We start from the raw sequence: 17971 nt of genomic DNA, 5'->3' as shown, positions 1-17971 counted from the left end.
GCGTCATGGGGAACCTGCGTGAACAGATCATCGCCGAGTTGGGCGTCCAATCGAATATCGAACCGAAGCTCGAGGTCCGGCATCGGGTCGATTTTCTCAAGGACTATCTGAGCGCAAGTCCCGCACGAGGTTTCGTACTCGGCATCAGCGGTGGTCAGGACAGCGCGCTGACCGGACGACTGTGCCAGCTCGCCGTCGAGGAGCTGCGTGCCGACGGCGCGGATGCCGCCTTCATCGCGGTGCGACTGCCCTACGGTGTGCAGGCCGATGAGGCCGATGCTCGGATCGCGCTGCGGTTCATCCAGCCCGACCGCTCGGTGGTGGTCAATATCCGCCCCGGCGCCAATGCCGTTGCCGCCGAAGTCGCCTCGGCATTGCAGGTGGACAAGCTGCGCGATTTCGTGCGCGGCAATATCAAGGCCCGCGAACGCATGGTGACCCAGTACGCCATCGCCGGTCAGGAAAATATGCTCGTCGTCGGCACCGATCACGCGGCCGAGGCGGTCACCGGCTTCTTCACCAAATTCGGTGACGGCGGCGTCGACATCACCCCGCTGACCGGGCTCACCAAGCGCCAGGGCGCGGCCCTGCTGCAGGAACTCGGTGCGCCGTCGAGCATCTGGTCCAAGGTGCCGACCGCCGACCTCGAGGACGACCGCCCGGCCCTGCCCGACGAGGAGGCGCTCGGACTTCGCTACAGCGAGATCGATGACTATCTGGAGGGCAAGGACGTCACGCCGGAGGTCGCCCAGAAGCTGGAGACGATCTTCCTGAACACCCGCCACAAGCGCACCGTCCCGGTCACGCCGCTCGACACCTGGTGGCGCTGACTACTGCGGATCCGGGGTCTCCAGCAGCCTGCGGTGCAGTTCCTTGGTCATCTCGTGGATGGCCCTGGTCAGTTCGGTATTGGTCTTGAGCTCCAACTCCTGCTCGTTGAAGTCGTGATCGGCCTTCATCTGCTGGAACTCGGCCTGCCGATTCTGGCCGATCATCACGAAGGTGGACAGGAATATCGCCTCCAGGGAGACGACCAGGGTCAGCGTCGGCCATGGACTCTGCTCGGCCCAGATCATCCAGATCGCGAAACCGATGGCGTGGATGTAGACGAACCGCATCGAGCCGGCGAACTTGGTGATCCAGTCCGCCACCCGCAGTTGCAGGCTCTCGCCCCGCACCTCGTGAAACCGCACCACCACCGGGTGCCGCGCAGGTACCTGATTCGACGGCTGGGACATATCGACTCCTGATCCGGTCCGGCGAACGCATTGGCGCAGATGCTAACCCGGTCGAGGAGCGCCTACGTGCCCACACACACCGTCAGCCGCCCGCGAAGGGTGGGAGGACATCGACGCGCGGAGTCAGCGCGACCGACGGGTCACGGGTGAGTTCGTCGCCGACCAGGTAGGCACAGACGGCGAGCATCTTGTCGAGGTCGGGACCGTAGCACTCGGCGAGAGTGGTGCGCAGGTCGGCGATGGTGGCGCCGACCGGAAAGTCCAGGGTTTCCCGGTCCTTGCCGACGACGTCGGCAATCGCGGCGAAGTAGCGGATCTCAACCACCGATGGCTCCCATCGTGCGTTCCGGCGGGACGAAATCCTCCGCATCGATCCCGTGTCCCGCCCATTTGTTCCACATGGCGCCGCGCCAGATGGTCGCGATCTCCTCGTCGTCCGCGCCCGACCGCAGTGCTTGGCGCACATCGAATTCCTGATCGCTGAACAGGCACGACCGCAGCATTCCGTCGGCAGTGAGCCGGGTCCGATCGCAGGTGTCGCAGAATTTGCGGGTCACCGTCGCGATGATGCCGACCGCCGCCGGACCGCCGTCGACGAGCCATTTCTCCGCCGGGGCGGCGGGATCCGCCCGGCCGATCTCGGTCAGCGTGAACCGGGTACCGAGCACGTCGAGCAATTCGGCCGCGGTCACCATATTGGCGCGGGCCCATTCGTGATCGGCGTCCAGCGGCATCTCCTCGATGAACCGCAGTTCACAGGCCTCGTCCAGACACCAGCGCAGCAGATCCGGCGCACCGGCGAGGGTGTCGCGCATCAGTACGGCATTGATCTTCATCGGCGCCAGTCCGGCATCCCTGGCCGCGCGGATGCCCGCGAAGACCGATTCGAGTCGATCGCGGCGGGTCAGGCGGGCGAAGCCGAGCCGATCCACGGTATCCAGCGAGACATTCACCCGGCTCAGCCCGGCGGCCACGAGACCACGGGCCCGGTGGGCGAGTCCGACACCATTGGTCGTCATGGACAGCGGTACCCCGGGCACCCGCTCATGACAACCCGTGATGATCCGCTCGAGATCGCGCCGCAGCAGCGGCTCACCGCCGGTAAACCTGACCTCACGCACCCCCAACTCCCGCACCGCGAGCGTGACGAGTCGCACGATCTCCTCGACCGTCAGCAGTTCGTCCTGCGGAATCGCGGGCAGGCCCTCCTCGGGCATGCAGTAGGTACATCGCAGCGAACACTTCTCGGTGATCGATACGCGCAGATCGCGTGCGGTGCGCCCGAATCGATCAACCAGGTACGGCGTGTCCGGCCGGCCATCGAGTGAGGGCAGCCTGGACCGCACGGCGGGAATCCCCATCTCGACCAGCGTCACACGTCCATTATGACCGGTCCGCAGGCTGTGCCCATGGGCGGACCGCACCATCTCGAGCTCACAAACTCCGAGTTCACTGGGTGAGCGTTCGTGCGATACGACAAGAGAACTCGCTACCGCTGGGCGATTAGGCTGGCCGTATGACCTCGCGTGCCGACACCTCCGGTGGCCACCGGCCCAGCCTGCCCGCCACCGTCCGGTCCGTCGACGCCTACCGGGACACCATCGAGGCGCTGCTGCGCCCGCTGGCCGCCCGCGCGGTCGAATCCGTCGCGGTGCCCGCGGCGCTGGGCCGACAGCTGGCCGACGATATCCACGCGCCGGTCGACCTGCCGGTCTTCCGCAACTCGGCGATGGACGGCTATGCGGTGCGCGCCGAATCGGTAGTGGTCACTCCGGTGACGCTGCCGCTGGTCGGTGTGGTCGCGGCGGGTGCGGCCGGACAGACGCCGTTGCCACAGGGCGCCGCGATAAAGGTGATGACCGGTGCGCCGATTCCGCCCGGCGCCGATTGTGTCGTGCCGGTGGAGGATGTGCACAGCGATGACGCGACGGTGACCGTCGAGCGGGGGCGCACAGCGGGTGAGTTCGTGCGCGAACCGGGCACCGATGTGCGCACCGGTGAGCTGCTGGCTCGCGCGGGCACCCTGCTGGCCCCGCGTCATATCGCGGCACTGGCGGCGGTCGGATTGCCGAATGTGCCGGTATTCCAACCGATTCGGGCGGCCGTCATCACCACCGGTGACGAATTGGTCGCCGCCGGAACACCATTGCGTCCCGGCCAGATCTACAACTCCAACGGTATCGCGCTCGCGGCCGCGCTCAGCGCCAACGGCGTCAGCGTCGTATCGGTGGAGCACAGCACCGACGATCCGGCGAAATTCCGCGCATTGCTTTCCGCCGCAACGAAATCCGCCGATATCGTCTTCACCTCCGGCGGGGTGTCCAAGGGCGACTTCGAGGTGGTCAAGGACGTATTGCAACCGCTGGGCGGTGAATTCGGCTCGGTCGCGGTGCAACCCGGTGGGCCGCAAGGGCTTACCGTTGTCAACGGCGTGCCGGTGTTGAGTTTTCCCGGGAATCCGGTGAGCACCATGGTGTCCTTCGAGGTCTTCGCGCGGCCGATACTGCGCCATATCGCGGGCCTGCCCGAGGTGGAGATCCACGAAGTGCCGCTGCGCAATGCGGTGCGCTCCCCCGAGGGACGACGCCAATTCCTGCGCGGTCAACTGGTGCGCGACGACGCCGCGGCGCCCGGATTGCATCGCGGGCCGACGGCCGTCGAGGTCGCCTCCGGACCCGGTTCGCATCTCATCGCGGGCATGGCCTGGGCGGATGTCTTGATCGATGTGCCCGCCGAGGTCACCTCGCTGCCGGTCGGCGCACCTGTGCGAGTGTGGTCGTTATGAGTGAGTTGTCCCATGTCGACCGGGAAGGTCGCGCCCGCATGGTCGATGTGAGCGCGAAGTCCGACACCACTCGGATCGCGGTCGCGGCCGGTGAGCTGCGCACCACCGCCGAGGTGGTCGCGCTGGTGCGGGCCGACGATATGCCGAAGGCCGATGTGCTCTCGACCGCGCGAATCGCCGGTATCGCGGGTGCGAAGAAAACCTCCGAACTCATTCCGCTGTGCCATCAGCTGGCGTTGTCCTCGGTGAAGGTCGAATTCGGCTTCACCCAGGACACCATCACGATCGAGGCGAGCGCGAAAACCAAGGGCCCCACCGGCGTCGAGATGGAAGCGCTGACGGCGGTGGCGGTGGCCGGACTCACCCTGCACGACATGGTCAAGGCGGTCGACCCCGCGGCGACGCTCAACGGCGTCCGGCTGCTCACCAAAGAGGGTGGCAAACACGGGCATTGGGAGCGGCCCGCAGAGCAGGCTCCCGTGGACATCCCCACACTCGCCGACGAACCAGAGCCCACGGAAGACATCTCGCCGGAAGAGCTCTCGGATTCCGACCAGCGCACCGCCGTCGTCCTGGTCGCCTCCACCAGAGCCGCGATCGGCACCAGAGCGGACACCACCGGTCCGGTGCTCGCGGAATGGCTTGGCGGACTCGGCTTCTCGGTGCGCGGCCCGCTGATCTACGCCGACGCCGAAATCGACATCGGCTTGGCCGACGCCCTGCGGTTCGAGCCGTCGCTGGTGATCAGCACCGGCGGCACCGGCGCCTCCCCCACCGATGCGACACCCGAGGCGACGCTGGCCGTCCTGGATCGCGAATTACCCGGTGTCGCAGAGGCGATTCGGCAACGTGGCACCGCGAAATTCCCACTGGCCGCGCTCAGTCGCGGCGTGGCCGGACTGGCGGGCCGATCGGTGGTGGTGAATCTGCCCGGCTCCCCCGGTGGTGTCAAAGACGGTATGGCGGTGCTCGAGCCGCTGCTGGATCATCTGCTCGCGCAAGTAGCCGGAGGCGGCAACCATGACAACAAGTGAATTCGCGGCCGTACGCCTAACCGGCATCAGCGATCAGCCACTGGATCCGGCGGCGGTCGAGGCGGCGGTAACCGGACCGGAGCACGGCGCCGTAGTGGTTTTCACCGGCAAGGTGCGCAATCACGATGGCGGACAAGCGGTTTCCGCTCTGGAATATTCGGCGCATCCGGAAGCTGAACGGTTCCTGCGAAATTGCTGTGCGGAACTCGCCGAGCGCTCCGGACTCCCGGTCGCGGCCGTCCACCGAATCGGTCAGTTGACCGTCGGCGATCTCGCGATCGTCGTCGCGGTCGCCGCCCCGCACCGCGCCGAAGCGTTCGCCACCTGTGCGGAATTGGTGGATCGGATCAAACACGAGGTGCCGATCTGGAAGCGCCAGCTCTTCGCCGACGGACTCTCGGAATGGGTGAACGCCTGCGGGTAAAGGCCCATTGCCTGTGCATAACGGCGACGTGAGCGCGTAACTGTTGTTACCCGAAACAACACTGTGACGCGAATTCAGTGACGATTCAATAGGCGCGGGATAGCGTCTCCCGCACGAGGACGTCGATCCGCGGTAGGAGGGGCGCATTGGGAACCGATCAGGTACTGCTGCACAGATTCGTCATCTCGCAGCTCACGGATGCCGGGCTGGATCGGGATCGGCTGATCCGCGAGACCGGCCTACCCGAATGGACCATGGTCGGCGAGGACGTACACCTGCCGAGTCACACCTTCTCGCGACTCTGGGAACTGGGCGAACACGGGCTCGGCGATCCGAATGTCGCATTGCACGTGGCCAGCCGCTACAAACTCAACAGTTTCGGCCTCTACGACTACCTGTTCGCCACCGCGCCGACACTCGGCGCGGGCCTGGCGACCTGCGGTCCCTACGTCTCCGCGGTGACCACCAATCATCGGTTCGAACTGATCGCCGAGAACGAGCACGAGGTCACGCTCTACCTCGACATGATCAATGGCGAAGGCCGCGGCCGGGATCTCACCCAGGTGTGGGGCCTGGCGGCGGTGCTCAGCAGGGCACGGCGTGTGGTCCGGATCCCGCTCGTCCCGTTGCGGGTGGCATTGCGGCAGCAGGCACCTGCCAAAATCGACACCTTTGTCGAGGTATTCGGCACCGCCGCTATCGAGTTCGGCGCGCCGGTCGATGCGATGACCTTCCGCGCCGGCGATATGAATCTGCCGCTGACAACCAGCGATCCTGTCTTGGCTGCCGTGCTGCAGCCGCTCGCCGACGCCCTGCCGCCACCGCCGCCGATGGCGACCGCATGGCCGGATCGAGTAGCGACCGCGCTGGCCGAGGCATTTGCGGACGGTGCGGTATCTCTGGATCGGGTGGCCCGCCGACTCGCCACCAGCCCGCGGACGCTACAGCGGCGGCTGATGGAGGCGGGCACCACCTGGCGGATGGAATTGGAGCGGGCGCGCAATGCCCGGCTCGCGCAGGCGAGCGCCGAAGGCGCTGTACTGAACCGAACACGCCAAGCCGAACTGCTCGGATATTCGGATGTGGGTTCGATGCGGCGGGCGGCCCGCCGTCGATCCATGACCCAGCTCATGTACCGATCGGAACTACCGGCCTGATCCGCCGCATCCCCACGCGCCGCATCCCCTGCCGTCACGCCGGGCCGGTCAGACCTTCAGGAAGGCCGCCGCGATGCGCCAGAAGGTCGCATCCTCGATATCGCGAAAATCCCAGCTGTCGGCAATATCTCGGGATGCGGCGACGATGGCGGGCACGTCGAAATCGTCACGCGTCGCGGTGCCCTTGGCCTCCAACGCGGCGACCACGTACGCGGTGGCACTCTCCCAGGTCTCTGACACGGAACTCTCCAATCGGTCGTAGAGACAAATACGGTCGATCAGGTTCTTGGGCCGAACCGACACCGCGCGCGCCACGTTCGCTCCGTTGCGCACATGCCGCGCGCGGCGGGGCAATGTCTCAGTTCTATGTCCGCGCGATCGCCGCGCCAAGTACCGAACGCGCCAGCTTCGAGCAGAACGCGCCAACCTTTCCCGGCGTCAGTGCGGGGTGTAGCGCCAGACGCCGAGCATGGCTTGTTCGTCCAGCGGTTCGGCGGCGGTGTGCACGGTATCGTGCAGCCGCGCCAGTGCCGCGTCGGCGGGCAGACCCGCACCGATCAGCACCAATCGGGTCGTGCGCGATTCACCGCGCGACCAGGAGTCCGGTTCGAAGACGATGTGGCGGCCGACCATGTGCAGCACGAACTTGCGGCGTTCGGCGGCGACACCGAAGGCAGCGAAACCCTTGGCGCGGAACAGGCCGGGCGGTGGATCCTCGAGGAATTCGACCAGGCGGCGCGGATCCAATTCCCGGTCGCTGGTGAAGGACACGCTGGTGTAGTCGTCGTGCAGATGCCGGTGCGGCCCGTAGCGACTGCTTGCAGGTCGCTCGAAAAGATCGGCATGGTCTTGGTGGTCGTGGTCGTGGAGCAGTTCGTCGAAGCTCAATTGTTCGGCGACCCGCGGGATTTCCCGCAGCGGCTCGTCGAAGAGCAGGCCGGAGTCGATGCGGCCACGGGTGGTCGCGTACACCGGCACCTGCCCGATCAGCTCGGTGATCTCCTGCCGCAACCCGTCCAGCCGATCCTGCGACACCCGATCGGCCTTGTTGAGCACCACCAGATCCGCCAAGCGCAGATGGATGCCCAGTTCGGGATGACGCTCGCGACTGTCCGGAAACTGCTCGGCATCGACCACCTCGACCAAACCCCCGTAGCGTATGCGCGGGTTCTCGCTGCCCACCACCATCCGAATCAGATTGCGCGGTTCGGCCAATCCACTGGCCTCGACCACGATCACGTCGATCTTGGCCCGCGGCTGCGCGAGCTTGGTGAACAAGTCGTCGAGTTCGCCGACGTCCACCGCACAGCAGACGCACCCGTTGCCGAGCGACACCATCGCGTCGACCTGCCCGGCCACCAGCATGGAATCGATATTGATGGCCCCGAAGTCGTTGACCACCACCCCGATCCGCGTGCCACGGTTATTGCGCAGCAGATGGTTGAGCAGCGTCGTCTTCCCGGATCCGAGGAACCCGGCGACGATCAGAACAGGAATCCGTTCAGCCACCCGGCTGAGTCTATTGGCAGCGCCTGCGGCGCTGCGTGTTCGCGGCCCCCTACTGTCTTGCGTCCGAGCCGTCGAGACATACGACTACGTCGTATGCGCTTCGACGACTCGGCTGCGTTCATCAGCCGCGCCTGCGCGCGGACGCAAGACGGGCCGCGAACGTCGCTCGTAAGACTCGCTCCGTGGTAGTCACGAACGCGGGCCACTCGCGACTATGCCCACAGTCAGGTGACGGTGTTACTTGGTCGGGCCGAGCAGGGTGCTGGCCAAGGTGTAGGCGAAGTTGATCAGCTCCGAGGTGAGCACGGTGTTGTCCATACCGAGGGATTTCGCCAGCGGGAGCATCAGTTGCATGATCGTGCCGACCAGGGCCGGCAAGGTACCGGTCGTGCTCGGCACGGTCTGGCCCGGCGACAACTGAGAACCGGGCGACTGCGGGGTATTCGGCAAGAGTCCGAAACCCTGCGACTGCGGCGTGTTGGGCGAGAGCCCATAGCTCTGTGGTGAACCCGCTTGCGGAGTACTCGGCGACTGCGCCGATCCCGGTGTCTGCGGATCGGGCGAGCTCGGCACCTGTGCGTAGCCCGGTGCCTGGGTGTACCCCTGCGGCGGATTCGATGATGCGGGTGCGGTCGGCACCGTCCCCGCGGAATTCGGGGCCACCGCGGGTTCGGGAACGGCCTGCGGCTGCGGAATAGCCGAAGCCTGCGCTCCACCAGGAACCTGCTGGGCCGCGGGATCCTGCGGAGCCGAGGCAGGCCGATCGGTCGACCCGGTCTGCGCCGGAACCGTCCCCTGTGCCGCCGTCGCCTGCTGCGGTGCGCCGAGCAGGAAGCCCACCAGGCCGGTCGTTATGGCCAGGGCGTGTTTGACCTGTCCCTCCGGACTTTCCAGCAGCGCGGCGTCCTCGGCATTGGCGCCATTGCCCATCTCGATGAAAACATCGGGCACGGTGGTCATTGCCGGACCGGCCACATCCGCGCGGGTCTGCAGACCGTCTTGTGCGCCCGCATAGTTCGCAGCCGGGAATCCGGCCTCTAGATACGCGTCGCGCACCGCCCTCGTCGCCGCGAGACCGGGTCCGGACTGGACCTGATCGGCCTTCGGATCCGGGATCGGCAGCTGCGGCACGATCAGGTGAAAGCCGCGGTCCTGCGCCGGTGCGCCATCGGCGTGGATGCTCACCGCGACATCGGCGCCGGAGGCATTGGCGGCCTGCGCGCGTTCATCGACGCAGCCGCCCCACCCGGAGTCGTCCTGACGACTGAGCACCACCTTGGCACCCAGATCCTGCAGGGCGGCCCGGACCAGGTCGGCCACCTTCCAGTTGATGGTGTGCTCCGGCACGCCGTTGACCGTGGTCATGCCGGTGGTCTGGCAGTCCTTGGTGCCGCCGCGACCGTCGCTGACTTGCGTCGCCAAATTCTCGGCGTGGTTGGGCCCCTGATGACCGGGGTCAAGGAATATCGTCTTGCCTGCGAGTTTCGTGGACATATCCGGCGCTGCCGGATCTGCGATCGCGGCCGGGGTCAGCCCCGACAGCGTCACCACCACGGCGGCCGTGACGGCGCCGCAGATACCGGTGCTGATGATGCTTGGCTTCATGTGCGGTGTCGGTGCCCCGGGACGGGGCACCCCTCCCTTCCCACTAGTAACACCAAACCCAGTGGTTCACTCTGGCAACGTCAGCATCAGCAAAGCAAGCTACGTTATCAAAATGTTATCGATGCACATGAGCGCATTCCCGCTGATCAGACGACCAAAACACGGCTCACACCGCCGTGAAACGGGGATTGCCAACCGGATGCGGGCTCAGGCCCCGATCGGCAAGCGACGCAACGACCGCAGCGCATAGTGCACCCGAGTCTTGACCGTGCCGACCGGGACGCCGAAGTCATCGGCCACCTCTTGATAGGCCCTGTCTCGCAGAATCACCTCTACCACCGCGGCGCGCTGCGATTCGGGCAGCCGGGCCAGTAGATCGGCGACGAGCAGACCGTCGACGAGACGTTCGGCGAAGTCCGGATTCGCGAAGCGGACATCGCTGAGCTCGGTGATCTCATCCCAGCCGGTATCGGCGGGCCGGGCGGCGCGGGCGCGGGCGATATCGATCATGACGTTGCGTTCGATGGCGAGCAGCCAGGTGCGCACCGTGCCCTTGCGTTCATCGAACCCTGAGCACGAGCGCCAGGCTCGCAGCAGCGTCTCCTGCACCGCGTGCTCGGCGAGGCCCGAATCGCCGAGTCCGCGCATGGCGCGCCAATGCAGTAGCGCCCGGTCCGCGGCTAGCACGGAGGCGAGCCCGTCATCGGTACAGAGCCCAGCACATGCCACCCCGCAAGTCGACCGCCTGCCCGCGACATCGACCACCCGACAAATACCACTCATATAAGAGATATCGCGGGAATCCGGTCGAGTGGAATCACGCCACGGGCGGAATCTGGCGATTCCAGCGAAATCGACCACTGAGTCTGGTAGACCTTGGCCCCGGAGATACGGGGATCTCCGCAGGTCAGCCGCCAGTGGCGGCCAGAGCACAATTCGAGGAGACAGCAGTATGCGTGCAAGCACGCTCGTGATCGCGGGGGCAATGGCGTCCACCGTGACACTGCTGGGCACCGGGACCGCGGCCGCCCAGCCCAGCAACACCATCACCGAGGACGGTGTCTACCTGGTCGGCGTCGATATCTTCCCCGGTACCTGGGAGGGCCAAGGCACCCCCGACCCGGCGGTCGGCTGCGACTGGCGGCGGCTACGCAAGGTCGAAGGCGATAACACCGATCAGCACTACATCATCAATAACGACTTCACCAGGAACCGTCCGGTCCGCGCCGAGATCGCGCCGACCGATGTCGCCTTCAAGACGGTGAACTGCGGCGCCTGGCACATGGTGCCACCGAGCACGGGCTCATTCGGCGGCTGAGTCGAACCCCACGGGATATTGACTCGCGTTCAGTAGCCGCTATGGTTCGCAACCATGACGCGGAGCAAAATCCTCATCACCGGCGCGAGCGCCGGACTCGGTGCGGCCATGGCGCAAGATTTCGCCGCCAAGGGCCGTGACCTCGCTCTATGCGCCCGACGCCTGGACGCGCTCGAGGCCCTGCGCGACGAACTCACGGCCGCGCACCCGGCCATTACCGTCGCGGTCCGCGCGCTCGACGTCGATGACCATGCGGCCGTCCCACGGGTTTTCGCGGAATTGCGCGATGAACTCGGCGGAGTGGATCGGGTGATCGTCAATGCCGGTATCGGCAAGGGCGCGCGGATCGGCACCGGCCGTGCGGATGCCAATATCGCCACGGCCACCACCAATTTCGTCAGCGCTCTCGCCCAGACCGAGGCGGCACTGGAGATCTTTCGTGCCCAGGAGTCGGGGCATCTGGTGCTGGTGTCGTCGATGAGCGCGGTGCGCGGCCTGCCGGGCAAGAAGGCCGCATATTCCGCGAGCAAGGCCGGACTGGCCGCGCTCGGTGAGGCGCTCACGGTCGAATTCGCCAACTCACCGATCGCGGTTACCACACTGCTTCCCGGATTCATCGCCACCGATATGGCGGCGAAGGCCGGTGACGCACGCATGGTCACGCCATTGACGAAGGGCGTCGCGGCGATGGTGCGGGCGATCGAGCGCGAGAAGATTCGCGCCTGCGTTCCGGGGTGGCCGTGGCGGCTCATCGATGTGGTGCTGCCGCATCTGCCCGGCGCGGTCGTGACCCGGATGAGCTGAACGCATTATGAGGGCCTGAACCCGCCAGAAGTCGACGGGCGGGATTGCTGGACTGGAGCGCATGTCCACAGCTCTTGCGCCCTCCCCCAGCACCGTCGCCCGGCCGCCGCTGATCCGGTGGCTCGCCGTCGTCGCGGTGATGCTCGGCATCTTCTCGATCGTCACCACCGAGATTCTGCCGATCGGCCTGCTGACCTCGATCGGAGCCGATTTCACGATCTCCGACGGCATGGCGGGGCTGATGATGACACTGCCAGGTCTGCTGGCCGCGATCGCCGCGCCCCTGGTGACCCTCGCTGCCGCGCGGATCGACCGCCGACTGTTGCTGTGCGGCTGCACGTTATTGCTGGTGATCGCCAATGCGGTGGCCGCGCTCGCACCGGAGTTCTGGGTCGTGCTGGCCTCCCGCGTGCTGATCGGGTTCACCATCGGCGGCTACTGGTCGATCGCGGCCGGACTGGCCGGCCGATTGGTGCCGCCGGAGTCGGTGCACCGGGCGACCGCGGTGATCTTCTCCTCTGTTCCACTCGGCTCGGTGCTCGGTGTACCCGCGGGCACGTTCGTCGGCAATGTCGCGGGCTGGCGGGCCGCGTTCGTGATCTTGGGCCTGCTGTCCGCGGTGGTGCTGGCGCTGCTCGCGGTCGCACTGCCCGCGCTGCCCGCCGAGCAGGCCCTTCGCCTGACCGCGCTGCGCATCGGCCTGCGCGGTGCGGACGTCCGAATCGCTTTGCTGGCAACATTTTTCGTGGTTATCGCGCAGTTCGGCACCTACACCTACATCACGCCGTTCCTGGAGCAGGTCACCGAGGTGAGTGCGGGCACGATCACGGTGCTGCTGCTGATCTACGGTGTGGCGGGCATTGCCGGGAATTTCCTCGGCGGCACCCTGCTCGGCCGTCCCCGTCTCGCGCTCGGCTTCGCGGCGAGCGCGATGGCGGCCGCGATGCTGTTACTGCCGTTGCTGGGGCGCTGGGAGTTCGGTGCGATCGCGCTGCTCATCGTGTGGGGTACCGGATACGGCGGCGTGCCGGTGGTGCTGCAGACCTGGTTCGCCGATGCGCTGCCCGATGCGCCGGAGGTGGCGTCGGTCCTGTTCACCGCGTCATTCCAGGCGACCTTCTGTGTCGGTGCGCTGGTCGGCGGGATGATCGTGGATCGGACCTCGCCCGGAACGGTGCTGCTCTGCGGCGGTGCGACCGTGCTGCTCGTACTGCTCATTACCTCCGGAGTAATCGACGCGCGCCGGGTGCATCGGGCAGGCTGACTTCATGATCGATGAAGTGGGCACCAAGCTCTTTCACCAGTCCATGCCGTTCACCGAGCGTCTCGGAGTCGAGGTGCTCGAACACGGCACCGAAATGGTGCGCAGTCGGATCGCCTGGGACGAATCGCTGTGCACGCTGGGCGGAGTGCTGCACGGCGGGGTGCTGATGTCGCTCGCCGATGGGACCGCCGCGGTGTGCGCGTTCCTGAATCTGCCAGAGGGCAAGCAGGGCACGACGACGGTCGAATCCAAGACGAATTTCCTGCGGGCCGTGCGTTCCGGCTATGCGACCGCGACGGCGCGGCCGCTGCACGCGGGCCGGTCGTTCATCGTGGTGGAGACCGAAATCCGTGACGACGCGGACAAACTCGTCGCCAAGGTGACCCAGACCCAAGCCGTCCTCTGATCCCTCACTTCACCAATGTGAACTGCATGACATCGATGTGCCCGCTGCGGAAGTACCGGGCACATCCGGTGAGGTATTTCAAATATCTGGCGTAGACCTCCTCCGAGGCGATCCGCACCGCCTCGTCGTGCTGGTCCGCCAGCGCGTGCGCCCATTGATCCAGCGTGCGCGCGTAATGCAGGCGTAGCGACTGGATCCACTCGGTGCCGAATCCGGCCTGCCCGGCCAGGCGGGTGACCTCGGCGGGCTGGGGCAGCTGCCCGCCGGGGAAGATCTCGCGCCTGATGAAGATGTGGAAAAGCGCGGCCTCCCTGGTCACCGGAATATTCATGCGACGTAGGTCGTTGAGGCTATGACCGATGATCGTATGCAGCAGCATCCGGCCATCGGGTGGGAGCATGCGGTAGCAGCGCTCGAAAAATGCCGGGTACCGCTCGCGGCGGAAATGTTCGAACGCACCGATGCTGACGATCCGGTCCACACCCCCGTCGAACTCCTCCCAGCCCTGCAGCCGAATCTCGACGCCCGCCATACCGCGCCGGCCGATCTCCGAGCGGACGTGCTCGTACTGATTGCGGCTCAAGGTGAGACCGACGACCTTCACGCCATAACGCTCGACCGCACGGAACATCGTTGCGCCCCAACCGCATCCGATATCGAGCAGGGTCATCCCGGGCCGCAGATCCAGTTTGCCGAGTGCGAGATCGATCTTGGCGAGTTGGGCTTGTTCGAGGGTCATATCGTCGCGCTCGAAGTAGGCGCAACTGTAGGTCATCGAGGGGTCGAGGAATAGCCGGTAGAAGTCGTCGGAGACGTCGTAGTGCGATTGGACTTGCTGGTAGAACGGTTCGAGTTCGGCCATTGCAGCTCCTGCCTTCGATCGGTCCTGGCCAGATATGGACTGATACGAGACACACCGACGAGTCGTTCGCATGAGCGGCTACCGATACGAAACCGTGGCCTGCTCCGTTCGCCGTGACCGAGCTGTGACCATTGCGCGGCAGCCGTTACACGATGTATCCTCGGCCCTGTCCTTGTGGATGTTGGTATCCCGGCCGATCAGAGCCGAACTCCCGCAAGATTTCTCGACTTCCCGACCACGATGGTGGTCCACCTCGTTCCCGGAGCCCACAGGGACATTCACCGCAGCTAGCCCACTCGCCGCTGCCTCACACGGCCGTTCGCCGTACCCATACAAAGGAAAACCCATGAAAGACAACACATTTCCCGTATCACAAGACGGGGACGCGGCGGCCGAGACCGCTCCGCATCCCGTACGATCCGTCAGCGGCATCCTCGATATCGCCGACAACCGCGCCGCCGCCCTCCGGGTCGACGGCTACCTCCCCGGCCCGCGTGATGTGCACGTACCGCCCCGGTTCATCCGTGAATTCGGTTTGCGCCGTGGCGATTTCATTACCGGCACGGCCGAACCCGCACGCAGCGACAAGCTCGATCCGCTGGTCCGCATCGAATCGGTCAACGGTCAGGGTCCCGAGCGCGCCCGGCCCCGCTTCGAGGACCTCGTCCCCATCTACCCCAACCAGCGGTTGCGCCTGGAAACCGAACCGCATGCCATGACGACGCGGGTCACCGATCTGGTCATGCCCATCGGCAAGGGTCAGCGTGCACTCATCGTCGCGCCGCCCAAAGCGGGTAAAACCTCTGTGCTGCAAGCGATCGCGCACGGTATCGCGAAGAACCACCCGGAGTGCGAACTGATGCTCGTGCTGGTCGGCGAGCGTCCCGAGGAGGTCACCGATCTGGCCAGGTCGGTACCCGCCGACGTCGCCGCCGCCACCTTCGACCAAACCCCGCGCGAGCAGATCGCATTGGCTGAACTCGCCATCGAACATGCCAAGCGCCTAGCCGAAATGGGCAGGGATGTCGTTGTACTGCTCGACTCGCTGACCCGCCTCGCCCGCGCGTACAACAACGCCGCACCGTCCTCCGGGCGGGTACTTTCCGGTGGCGTCGATGCCGCCGCGCTCGCGCCGCCGAAGAAATTCCTCGGCGCCGCACGCAATTTCGAGAACGGCGGCTCGCTCACCATTATCGCCACCGCCCTGGTGGAGACCGGTTCGCTGGCCGACACCGTGATCTTCGAGGAGTACAAGAGCACCGGCAATGCCGAGCTGAAACTGGATCGCGCGACCGCGAACCGCCGGGTCTTTCCCGCCATCGATATCGCGCAGTCCAGCACCCGTAAGGACGAATTGCTGCTCACCCCGGACGAATTGACAGCCACCCACCTGTTGCGCCGCACCCTCGCCGCAGTGGACGGTCAGCAGGCCACGGACCTGCTCCTGGAGGGCCTGCGTCAGGCTCCGACCAATGCGGAATTCCTGGCCCAGCTCGGCGCCAAGCGGCACTGATCCGCTTGACGCATCTCCATTAAGGCTCCTTTAAGGCCCTGTCAAGCTCTCCGAGGGATATTTATTACAGCCCGATCGGGCCTGTCTTCGGAGGGGGAGACAGGGCCGGTCGGGCTCTCGTCGTATCCGGTTCGGGCTCAGCCCAATTCGGTGGCGAACAGGTCGGCGGTGCGCTGCCACGAATCCGCGGCGGCGGCTTCGTCGTACGGTTCCCGGTCGGGGAAGAAGAAGGCGTGCTTCGCGCCCGGGTAGACCACCGATTCGTGCCGCACACCGGCCTGATTCAAGGCCGACTCGACTTGTTCGCGCTGTTCGGCATCGATGACGTGATCGAGTTCGGCGAAGAACAGCAGCAGCCGCACATCACCCTTGGCGATGTTCTCGGTCGCGGCCAGCAGCGGCTCCGGCCTGCTCAGCGCGGTGCCCGCGGTGGTCAGCCAGCCGGGGTAGAAAATGGCCGCGGCATCCAGGTCCAGTCGGGTGGCCGCGAAGTAGGCCAGATGGCCGCCGAGGCTGAAGCCGAGCACACCGGTCTTGTCGGTGGCACCGCCGTGTTCGCGGGCATAGGCGATAGCCGCCCGGAAGTCGGCCTCGACACCATCGCGGGTGAGCTCGCCGAGCAGGCCGAAGGCACGCGTCCGGTTCTCGTCGGTCTCGGCCAGTCCCGCAGCCGTTTCCGGACCCGAGCGGTGATAGACGTTCACCACGAAGGCCACATAGCCGAGTTCGGCGACCCGATCGACGATCCGGCGCGCGTCCTCGGTGAGTCCCCACAGCTCGGCGCCGACCAAGACGGCCGGAAATGTGCTGTCGCCCTCCGGGCGCGCCAGATAGCCGGTCAGCGATGAGCCGTCCACATCGACATCGAACTGCCGAGAAACGATCTTGTAGGTCATGGGATACATGTTCCGCGGCATCCGATCATCGCAGTGCGGTTTTCGGCCAGGCGCGTGCGAGGCCGAGCAGATGCCGGAGTTCGGCATCGAAATCGTGTGCGATCACGGGTAGCCGGGAGCCGGATCCGATGGCGACCGGGGGTTCGCCCGCCTTTCTGGCGCGCACGGCGTGGGCCAAACGGTGTGCGTAATTGGTTATCTCCCAATCCGATTCGGTCTCGTCATGCGGATGCGTGGTCTCGGCGGGGAGGTAGGAACCGAGGTGCAGCAGTGCATCGCGGATTTCCACGGTCATGCGGAACAGCCGGGTGACCGAATCCGCACCGTGTCGTGCGTCGGCGGGCAGCACGATCTCCGGGACCGCCGCGGTGAGGTCGCGCCACAGCGGCCGCAGTCGGCGACAGATTCGAGCGTCGCGATCCCAACCGGCCAGCGTGAGCAGCGCGCTGAGCAAAGGGATGGCGAGCAGGGTCACGTTGAGGGTCACGCAGAGCACGAAATCGAGTTCTCCACGCGGCAAATGCGGACCGAGGGCGGGTCGCCCCGTCAGCAACTGCGCGGTGGAAAGTGCCTGATTACTCAAGACGAAGCCGCCGCTGATGCCCAGAATCCAGCAGACCACCTGCATCTTGGCGCTGAGGTCGCCCAAGCGCAGCTCGTGGATGCCCGAGAGCAGGAAAACGACCATATTGACCGCAAGCGGTGCGGCATAGGCGATCCCGAAGATCGCCGCGGGCCCGTGTGCACTCAGATCGACCGGTCGTCCGTTGTCCTGTGCCATCATCCCGGCGAGCAACATGACGACGGTGGCGGCCGCGGCGACGAAACCGCACCGACGCAGCCGCTGCCACACCACTGTCGAATCGGTCTCGGCGAGAAGGTATCGGGCTATGACAAACAGGTGCATGGTTGTCATTTCCACGCATCCCAGCGCGAGGACGTAGACCGGACTGGTGACACTCGCCTGGGCGCATCGGTAGCACAGCAGGGCGGCGATGCTCCAGAGCAGGTTGCGATTGATGAGCTGATCGATGATCGTGTCCCGCAACAACATCAGCCGACCCAGCGTGATGGCGCCGACGTAGCCGAGCACCAGCCAGCCGAGTGTCGCGGGAATCAGTGATGACATCGATATCCTCTCGGCGGCGCAACCGTG

Annotated in this window: 19 protein-coding genes and 1 pseudogene; 10 read left to right on the top strand and 10 right to left on the bottom strand. The window is 66.0% G+C overall.

Annotated elements, in window-relative coordinates; genetic code table 11:
• Positions 1 to 5 precede the first annotated feature (5 nt).
• Positions 6 to 830: an ammonia-dependent NAD(+) synthetase gene (nadE, locus tag ACZ60G_RS13560; RefSeq protein ID WP_465810212.1), complete on the top strand. Its 825-nt coding sequence runs from the start codon at positions 6 to 8 to the stop codon at positions 828 to 830.
• On the opposite strand, the gene ACZ60G_RS13555 is transcribed toward nadE, so the two are convergent.
• From ACZ60G_RS13555 to moaA, 3 genes are all read right to left on the bottom strand, one after another.
• Positions 831 to 1238, bottom strand: a complete 408-nt coding sequence (locus tag ACZ60G_RS13555) for a DUF1003 domain-containing protein (protein WP_465810210.1) — start codon at positions 1236 to 1238, stop codon at positions 831 to 833. It lies immediately after the preceding gene.
• A gap of 82 nt (positions 1239 to 1320) precedes the next feature.
• Entirely contained in the window at positions 1321 to 1563 is a 243-nt protein-coding gene (locus tag ACZ60G_RS13550; protein WP_465810208.1) for a MoaD/ThiS family protein, read from the bottom strand.
• Positions 1556 to 2614 carry a GTP 3',8-cyclase MoaA gene (gene moaA, locus ACZ60G_RS13545; protein WP_465810206.1) on the bottom strand — a complete coding sequence of 353 codons (1059 nt, stop codon included), beginning with the start codon at positions 2612 to 2614 and terminating at the stop codon, positions 1556 to 1558. The genes ACZ60G_RS13550 and moaA overlap by 8 nt, the downstream gene beginning before the upstream one ends.
• A gap of 140 nt (positions 2615 to 2754) precedes the next feature.
• Between moaA and ACZ60G_RS13540 the strand changes: the two genes are divergently transcribed.
• From ACZ60G_RS13540 to ACZ60G_RS13525, 4 genes are all read left to right on the top strand, one after another.
• Positions 2755 to 4023, top strand: coding sequence for a molybdopterin molybdotransferase MoeA (locus tag ACZ60G_RS13540; RefSeq protein ID WP_465810204.1), 1269 nt, complete (start codon positions 2755 to 2757; stop codon positions 4021 to 4023).
• On the top strand, positions 4020 to 5057 hold the full coding sequence (gene moaCB, locus ACZ60G_RS13535) for a bifunctional molybdenum cofactor biosynthesis protein MoaC/MoaB (RefSeq protein WP_465810203.1): 1038 nt from the start codon (positions 4020 to 4022) through the stop codon (positions 5055 to 5057). The genes ACZ60G_RS13540 and moaCB overlap by 4 nt, the downstream gene beginning before the upstream one ends.
• On the top strand, positions 5044 to 5481 hold the full coding sequence (locus ACZ60G_RS13530; protein ID WP_063046315.1) for a molybdenum cofactor biosynthesis protein MoaE: 438 nt from the start codon (positions 5044 to 5046) through the stop codon (positions 5479 to 5481). The genes moaCB and ACZ60G_RS13530 overlap by 14 nt, the downstream gene beginning before the upstream one ends.
• 146 nt (positions 5482 to 5627) lie before the next feature.
• Complete coding sequence (locus tag ACZ60G_RS13525; protein WP_465810201.1) at positions 5628 to 6638, top strand: AraC family transcriptional regulator; 1011 nt, start codon at positions 5628 to 5630, stop codon at positions 6636 to 6638.
• A gap of 48 nt (positions 6639 to 6686) precedes the next feature.
• On the opposite strand, the gene ACZ60G_RS13520 is transcribed toward ACZ60G_RS13525, so the two are convergent.
• The 4 genes from ACZ60G_RS13520 to ACZ60G_RS13505 form a co-directional block, all read right to left on the bottom strand.
• Positions 6687 to 6878: a hypothetical protein gene (locus ACZ60G_RS13520; RefSeq protein WP_465810199.1), complete on the bottom strand. Its 192-nt coding sequence runs from the start codon at positions 6876 to 6878 to the stop codon at positions 6687 to 6689.
• 198 nt (positions 6879 to 7076) lie between these two features.
• Positions 7077 to 8147, bottom strand: coding sequence for a CobW family GTP-binding protein (locus tag ACZ60G_RS13515; RefSeq protein WP_465810197.1), 1071 nt, complete (start codon positions 8145 to 8147; stop codon positions 7077 to 7079).
• Positions 8148 to 8384: 237 nt separating this feature from the next.
• Complete coding sequence (locus ACZ60G_RS13510; RefSeq protein WP_465810195.1) at positions 8385 to 9752, bottom strand: N-acetylmuramoyl-L-alanine amidase; 1368 nt, start codon at positions 9750 to 9752, stop codon at positions 8385 to 8387.
• Between the two features lie 207 nt (positions 9753 to 9959).
• Complete coding sequence (locus ACZ60G_RS13505; protein WP_465810193.1) at positions 9960 to 10439, bottom strand: sigma-70 family RNA polymerase sigma factor; 480 nt, start codon at positions 10437 to 10439, stop codon at positions 9960 to 9962.
• Between the two features lie 265 nt (positions 10440 to 10704).
• Between ACZ60G_RS13505 and ACZ60G_RS13500 the strand changes: the two genes are divergently transcribed.
• The 4 genes from ACZ60G_RS13500 (at position 10705) to ACZ60G_RS13485 (ending at position 13544) form a co-directional block, all read left to right on the top strand.
• The gene (locus ACZ60G_RS13500) at positions 10705 to 11070 is read left to right on the top strand and encodes a hypothetical protein (RefSeq protein WP_387289550.1); all 366 of its coding nucleotides are present in this window, start codon (positions 10705 to 10707) and stop codon (positions 11068 to 11070) included.
• Positions 11071 to 11124: 54 nt separating this feature from the next.
• Positions 11125 to 11874: an SDR family oxidoreductase gene (locus ACZ60G_RS13495; protein WP_465810190.1), complete on the top strand. Its 750-nt coding sequence runs from the start codon at positions 11125 to 11127 to the stop codon at positions 11872 to 11874.
• A 61-nt stretch (positions 11875 to 11935) separates the two neighbouring features.
• On the top strand, positions 11936 to 13138 hold the full coding sequence (locus tag ACZ60G_RS13490) for an MFS transporter (RefSeq protein WP_465810188.1): 1203 nt from the start codon (positions 11936 to 11938) through the stop codon (positions 13136 to 13138).
• 4 nt (positions 13139 to 13142) lie between these two features.
• On the top strand, positions 13143 to 13544 hold the full coding sequence (locus tag ACZ60G_RS13485) for a PaaI family thioesterase (RefSeq protein WP_465810186.1): 402 nt from the start codon (positions 13143 to 13145) through the stop codon (positions 13542 to 13544).
• A 4-nt stretch (positions 13545 to 13548) separates the two neighbouring features.
• Here the strand turns inward: ACZ60G_RS13485 and ACZ60G_RS13480 are convergent, their stop codons facing one another.
• Positions 13549 to 14406 (bottom strand): cyclopropane mycolic acid synthase family methyltransferase, encoded by an 858-nt coding sequence (locus ACZ60G_RS13480; RefSeq protein ID WP_465810184.1) that lies wholly within the window; start codon positions 14404 to 14406, stop codon positions 13549 to 13551.
• 370 nt (positions 14407 to 14776) lie between these two features.
• On the opposite strand from ACZ60G_RS13480, the pseudogene ACZ60G_RS13475 reads away from it, so the two are divergent.
• Positions 14777 to 15919, top strand: a pseudogene (locus ACZ60G_RS13475) (transcription termination factor Rho, short form); the annotation flags it as partial.
• A 137-nt stretch (positions 15920 to 16056) separates the two neighbouring features.
• Here the strand turns inward: ACZ60G_RS13475 and ACZ60G_RS13470 are convergent.
• The gene (locus tag ACZ60G_RS13470; RefSeq protein WP_465810182.1) at positions 16057 to 16815 is read right to left on the bottom strand and encodes a dienelactone hydrolase family protein; all 759 of its coding nucleotides are present in this window, start codon (positions 16813 to 16815) and stop codon (positions 16057 to 16059) included.
• 25 nt (positions 16816 to 16840) lie between these two features.
• On the bottom strand, positions 16841 to 17944 hold the full coding sequence (locus ACZ60G_RS13465; RefSeq protein ID WP_465810180.1) for an MAB_1171c family putative transporter: 1104 nt from the start codon (positions 17942 to 17944) through the stop codon (positions 16841 to 16843).
• Positions 17945 to 17971: the final 27 nt, after the last annotated feature.

This window comes from Nocardia sp. NPDC102475 (assembly GCF_055584605.1).
Note: the sequence above shows the minus strand (reverse complement) of the source record. Positions and strands in the feature narration are given on the sequence as shown.

What these genes read in the sequence shown, in the direction of transcription:
- nadE (WP_465810212.1), top strand. Translation starts at nt 6, where the DNA reads ATGGGGAACCTGCGTGAACAGATCATCGCCGAGTTGGGCGTCCAATCG.
- ACZ60G_RS13555 (WP_465810210.1), bottom strand. Translation starts at nt 1,238, where the DNA reads ATGTCCCAGCCGTCGAATCAGGTACCTGCGCGGCACCCGGTGGTGGTG.
- ACZ60G_RS13540 (WP_465810204.1), top strand. Translation starts at nt 2,755, where the DNA reads ATGACCTCGCGTGCCGACACCTCCGGTGGCCACCGGCCCAGCCTGCCC.
- moaCB (WP_465810203.1), top strand. Translation starts at nt 4,020, where the DNA reads ATGAGTGAGTTGTCCCATGTCGACCGGGAAGGTCGCGCCCGCATGGTC.
- ACZ60G_RS13530 (WP_063046315.1), top strand. Translation starts at nt 5,044, where the DNA reads ATGACAACAAGTGAATTCGCGGCCGTACGCCTAACCGGCATCAGCGAT.
- ACZ60G_RS13510 (WP_465810195.1), bottom strand. Translation starts at nt 9,752, where the DNA reads ATGAAGCCAAGCATCATCAGCACCGGTATCTGCGGCGCCGTCACGGCC.
- ACZ60G_RS13500 (WP_387289550.1), top strand. Translation starts at nt 10,705, where the DNA reads ATGCGTGCAAGCACGCTCGTGATCGCGGGGGCAATGGCGTCCACCGTG.
- ACZ60G_RS13495 (WP_465810190.1), top strand. Translation starts at nt 11,125, where the DNA reads ATGACGCGGAGCAAAATCCTCATCACCGGCGCGAGCGCCGGACTCGGT.
- ACZ60G_RS13490 (WP_465810188.1), top strand. Translation starts at nt 11,936, where the DNA reads ATGTCCACAGCTCTTGCGCCCTCCCCCAGCACCGTCGCCCGGCCGCCG.
- ACZ60G_RS13485 (WP_465810186.1), top strand. Translation starts at nt 13,143, where the DNA reads ATGATCGATGAAGTGGGCACCAAGCTCTTTCACCAGTCCATGCCGTTC.
- ACZ60G_RS13480 (WP_465810184.1), bottom strand. Translation starts at nt 14,406, where the DNA reads ATGGCCGAACTCGAACCGTTCTACCAGCAAGTCCAATCGCACTACGAC.
- ACZ60G_RS13470 (WP_465810182.1), bottom strand. Translation starts at nt 16,815, where the DNA reads ATGACCTACAAGATCGTTTCTCGGCAGTTCGATGTCGATGTGGACGGC.
- ACZ60G_RS13465 (WP_465810180.1), bottom strand. Translation starts at nt 17,944, where the DNA reads ATGTCATCACTGATTCCCGCGACACTCGGCTGGCTGGTGCTCGGCTAC.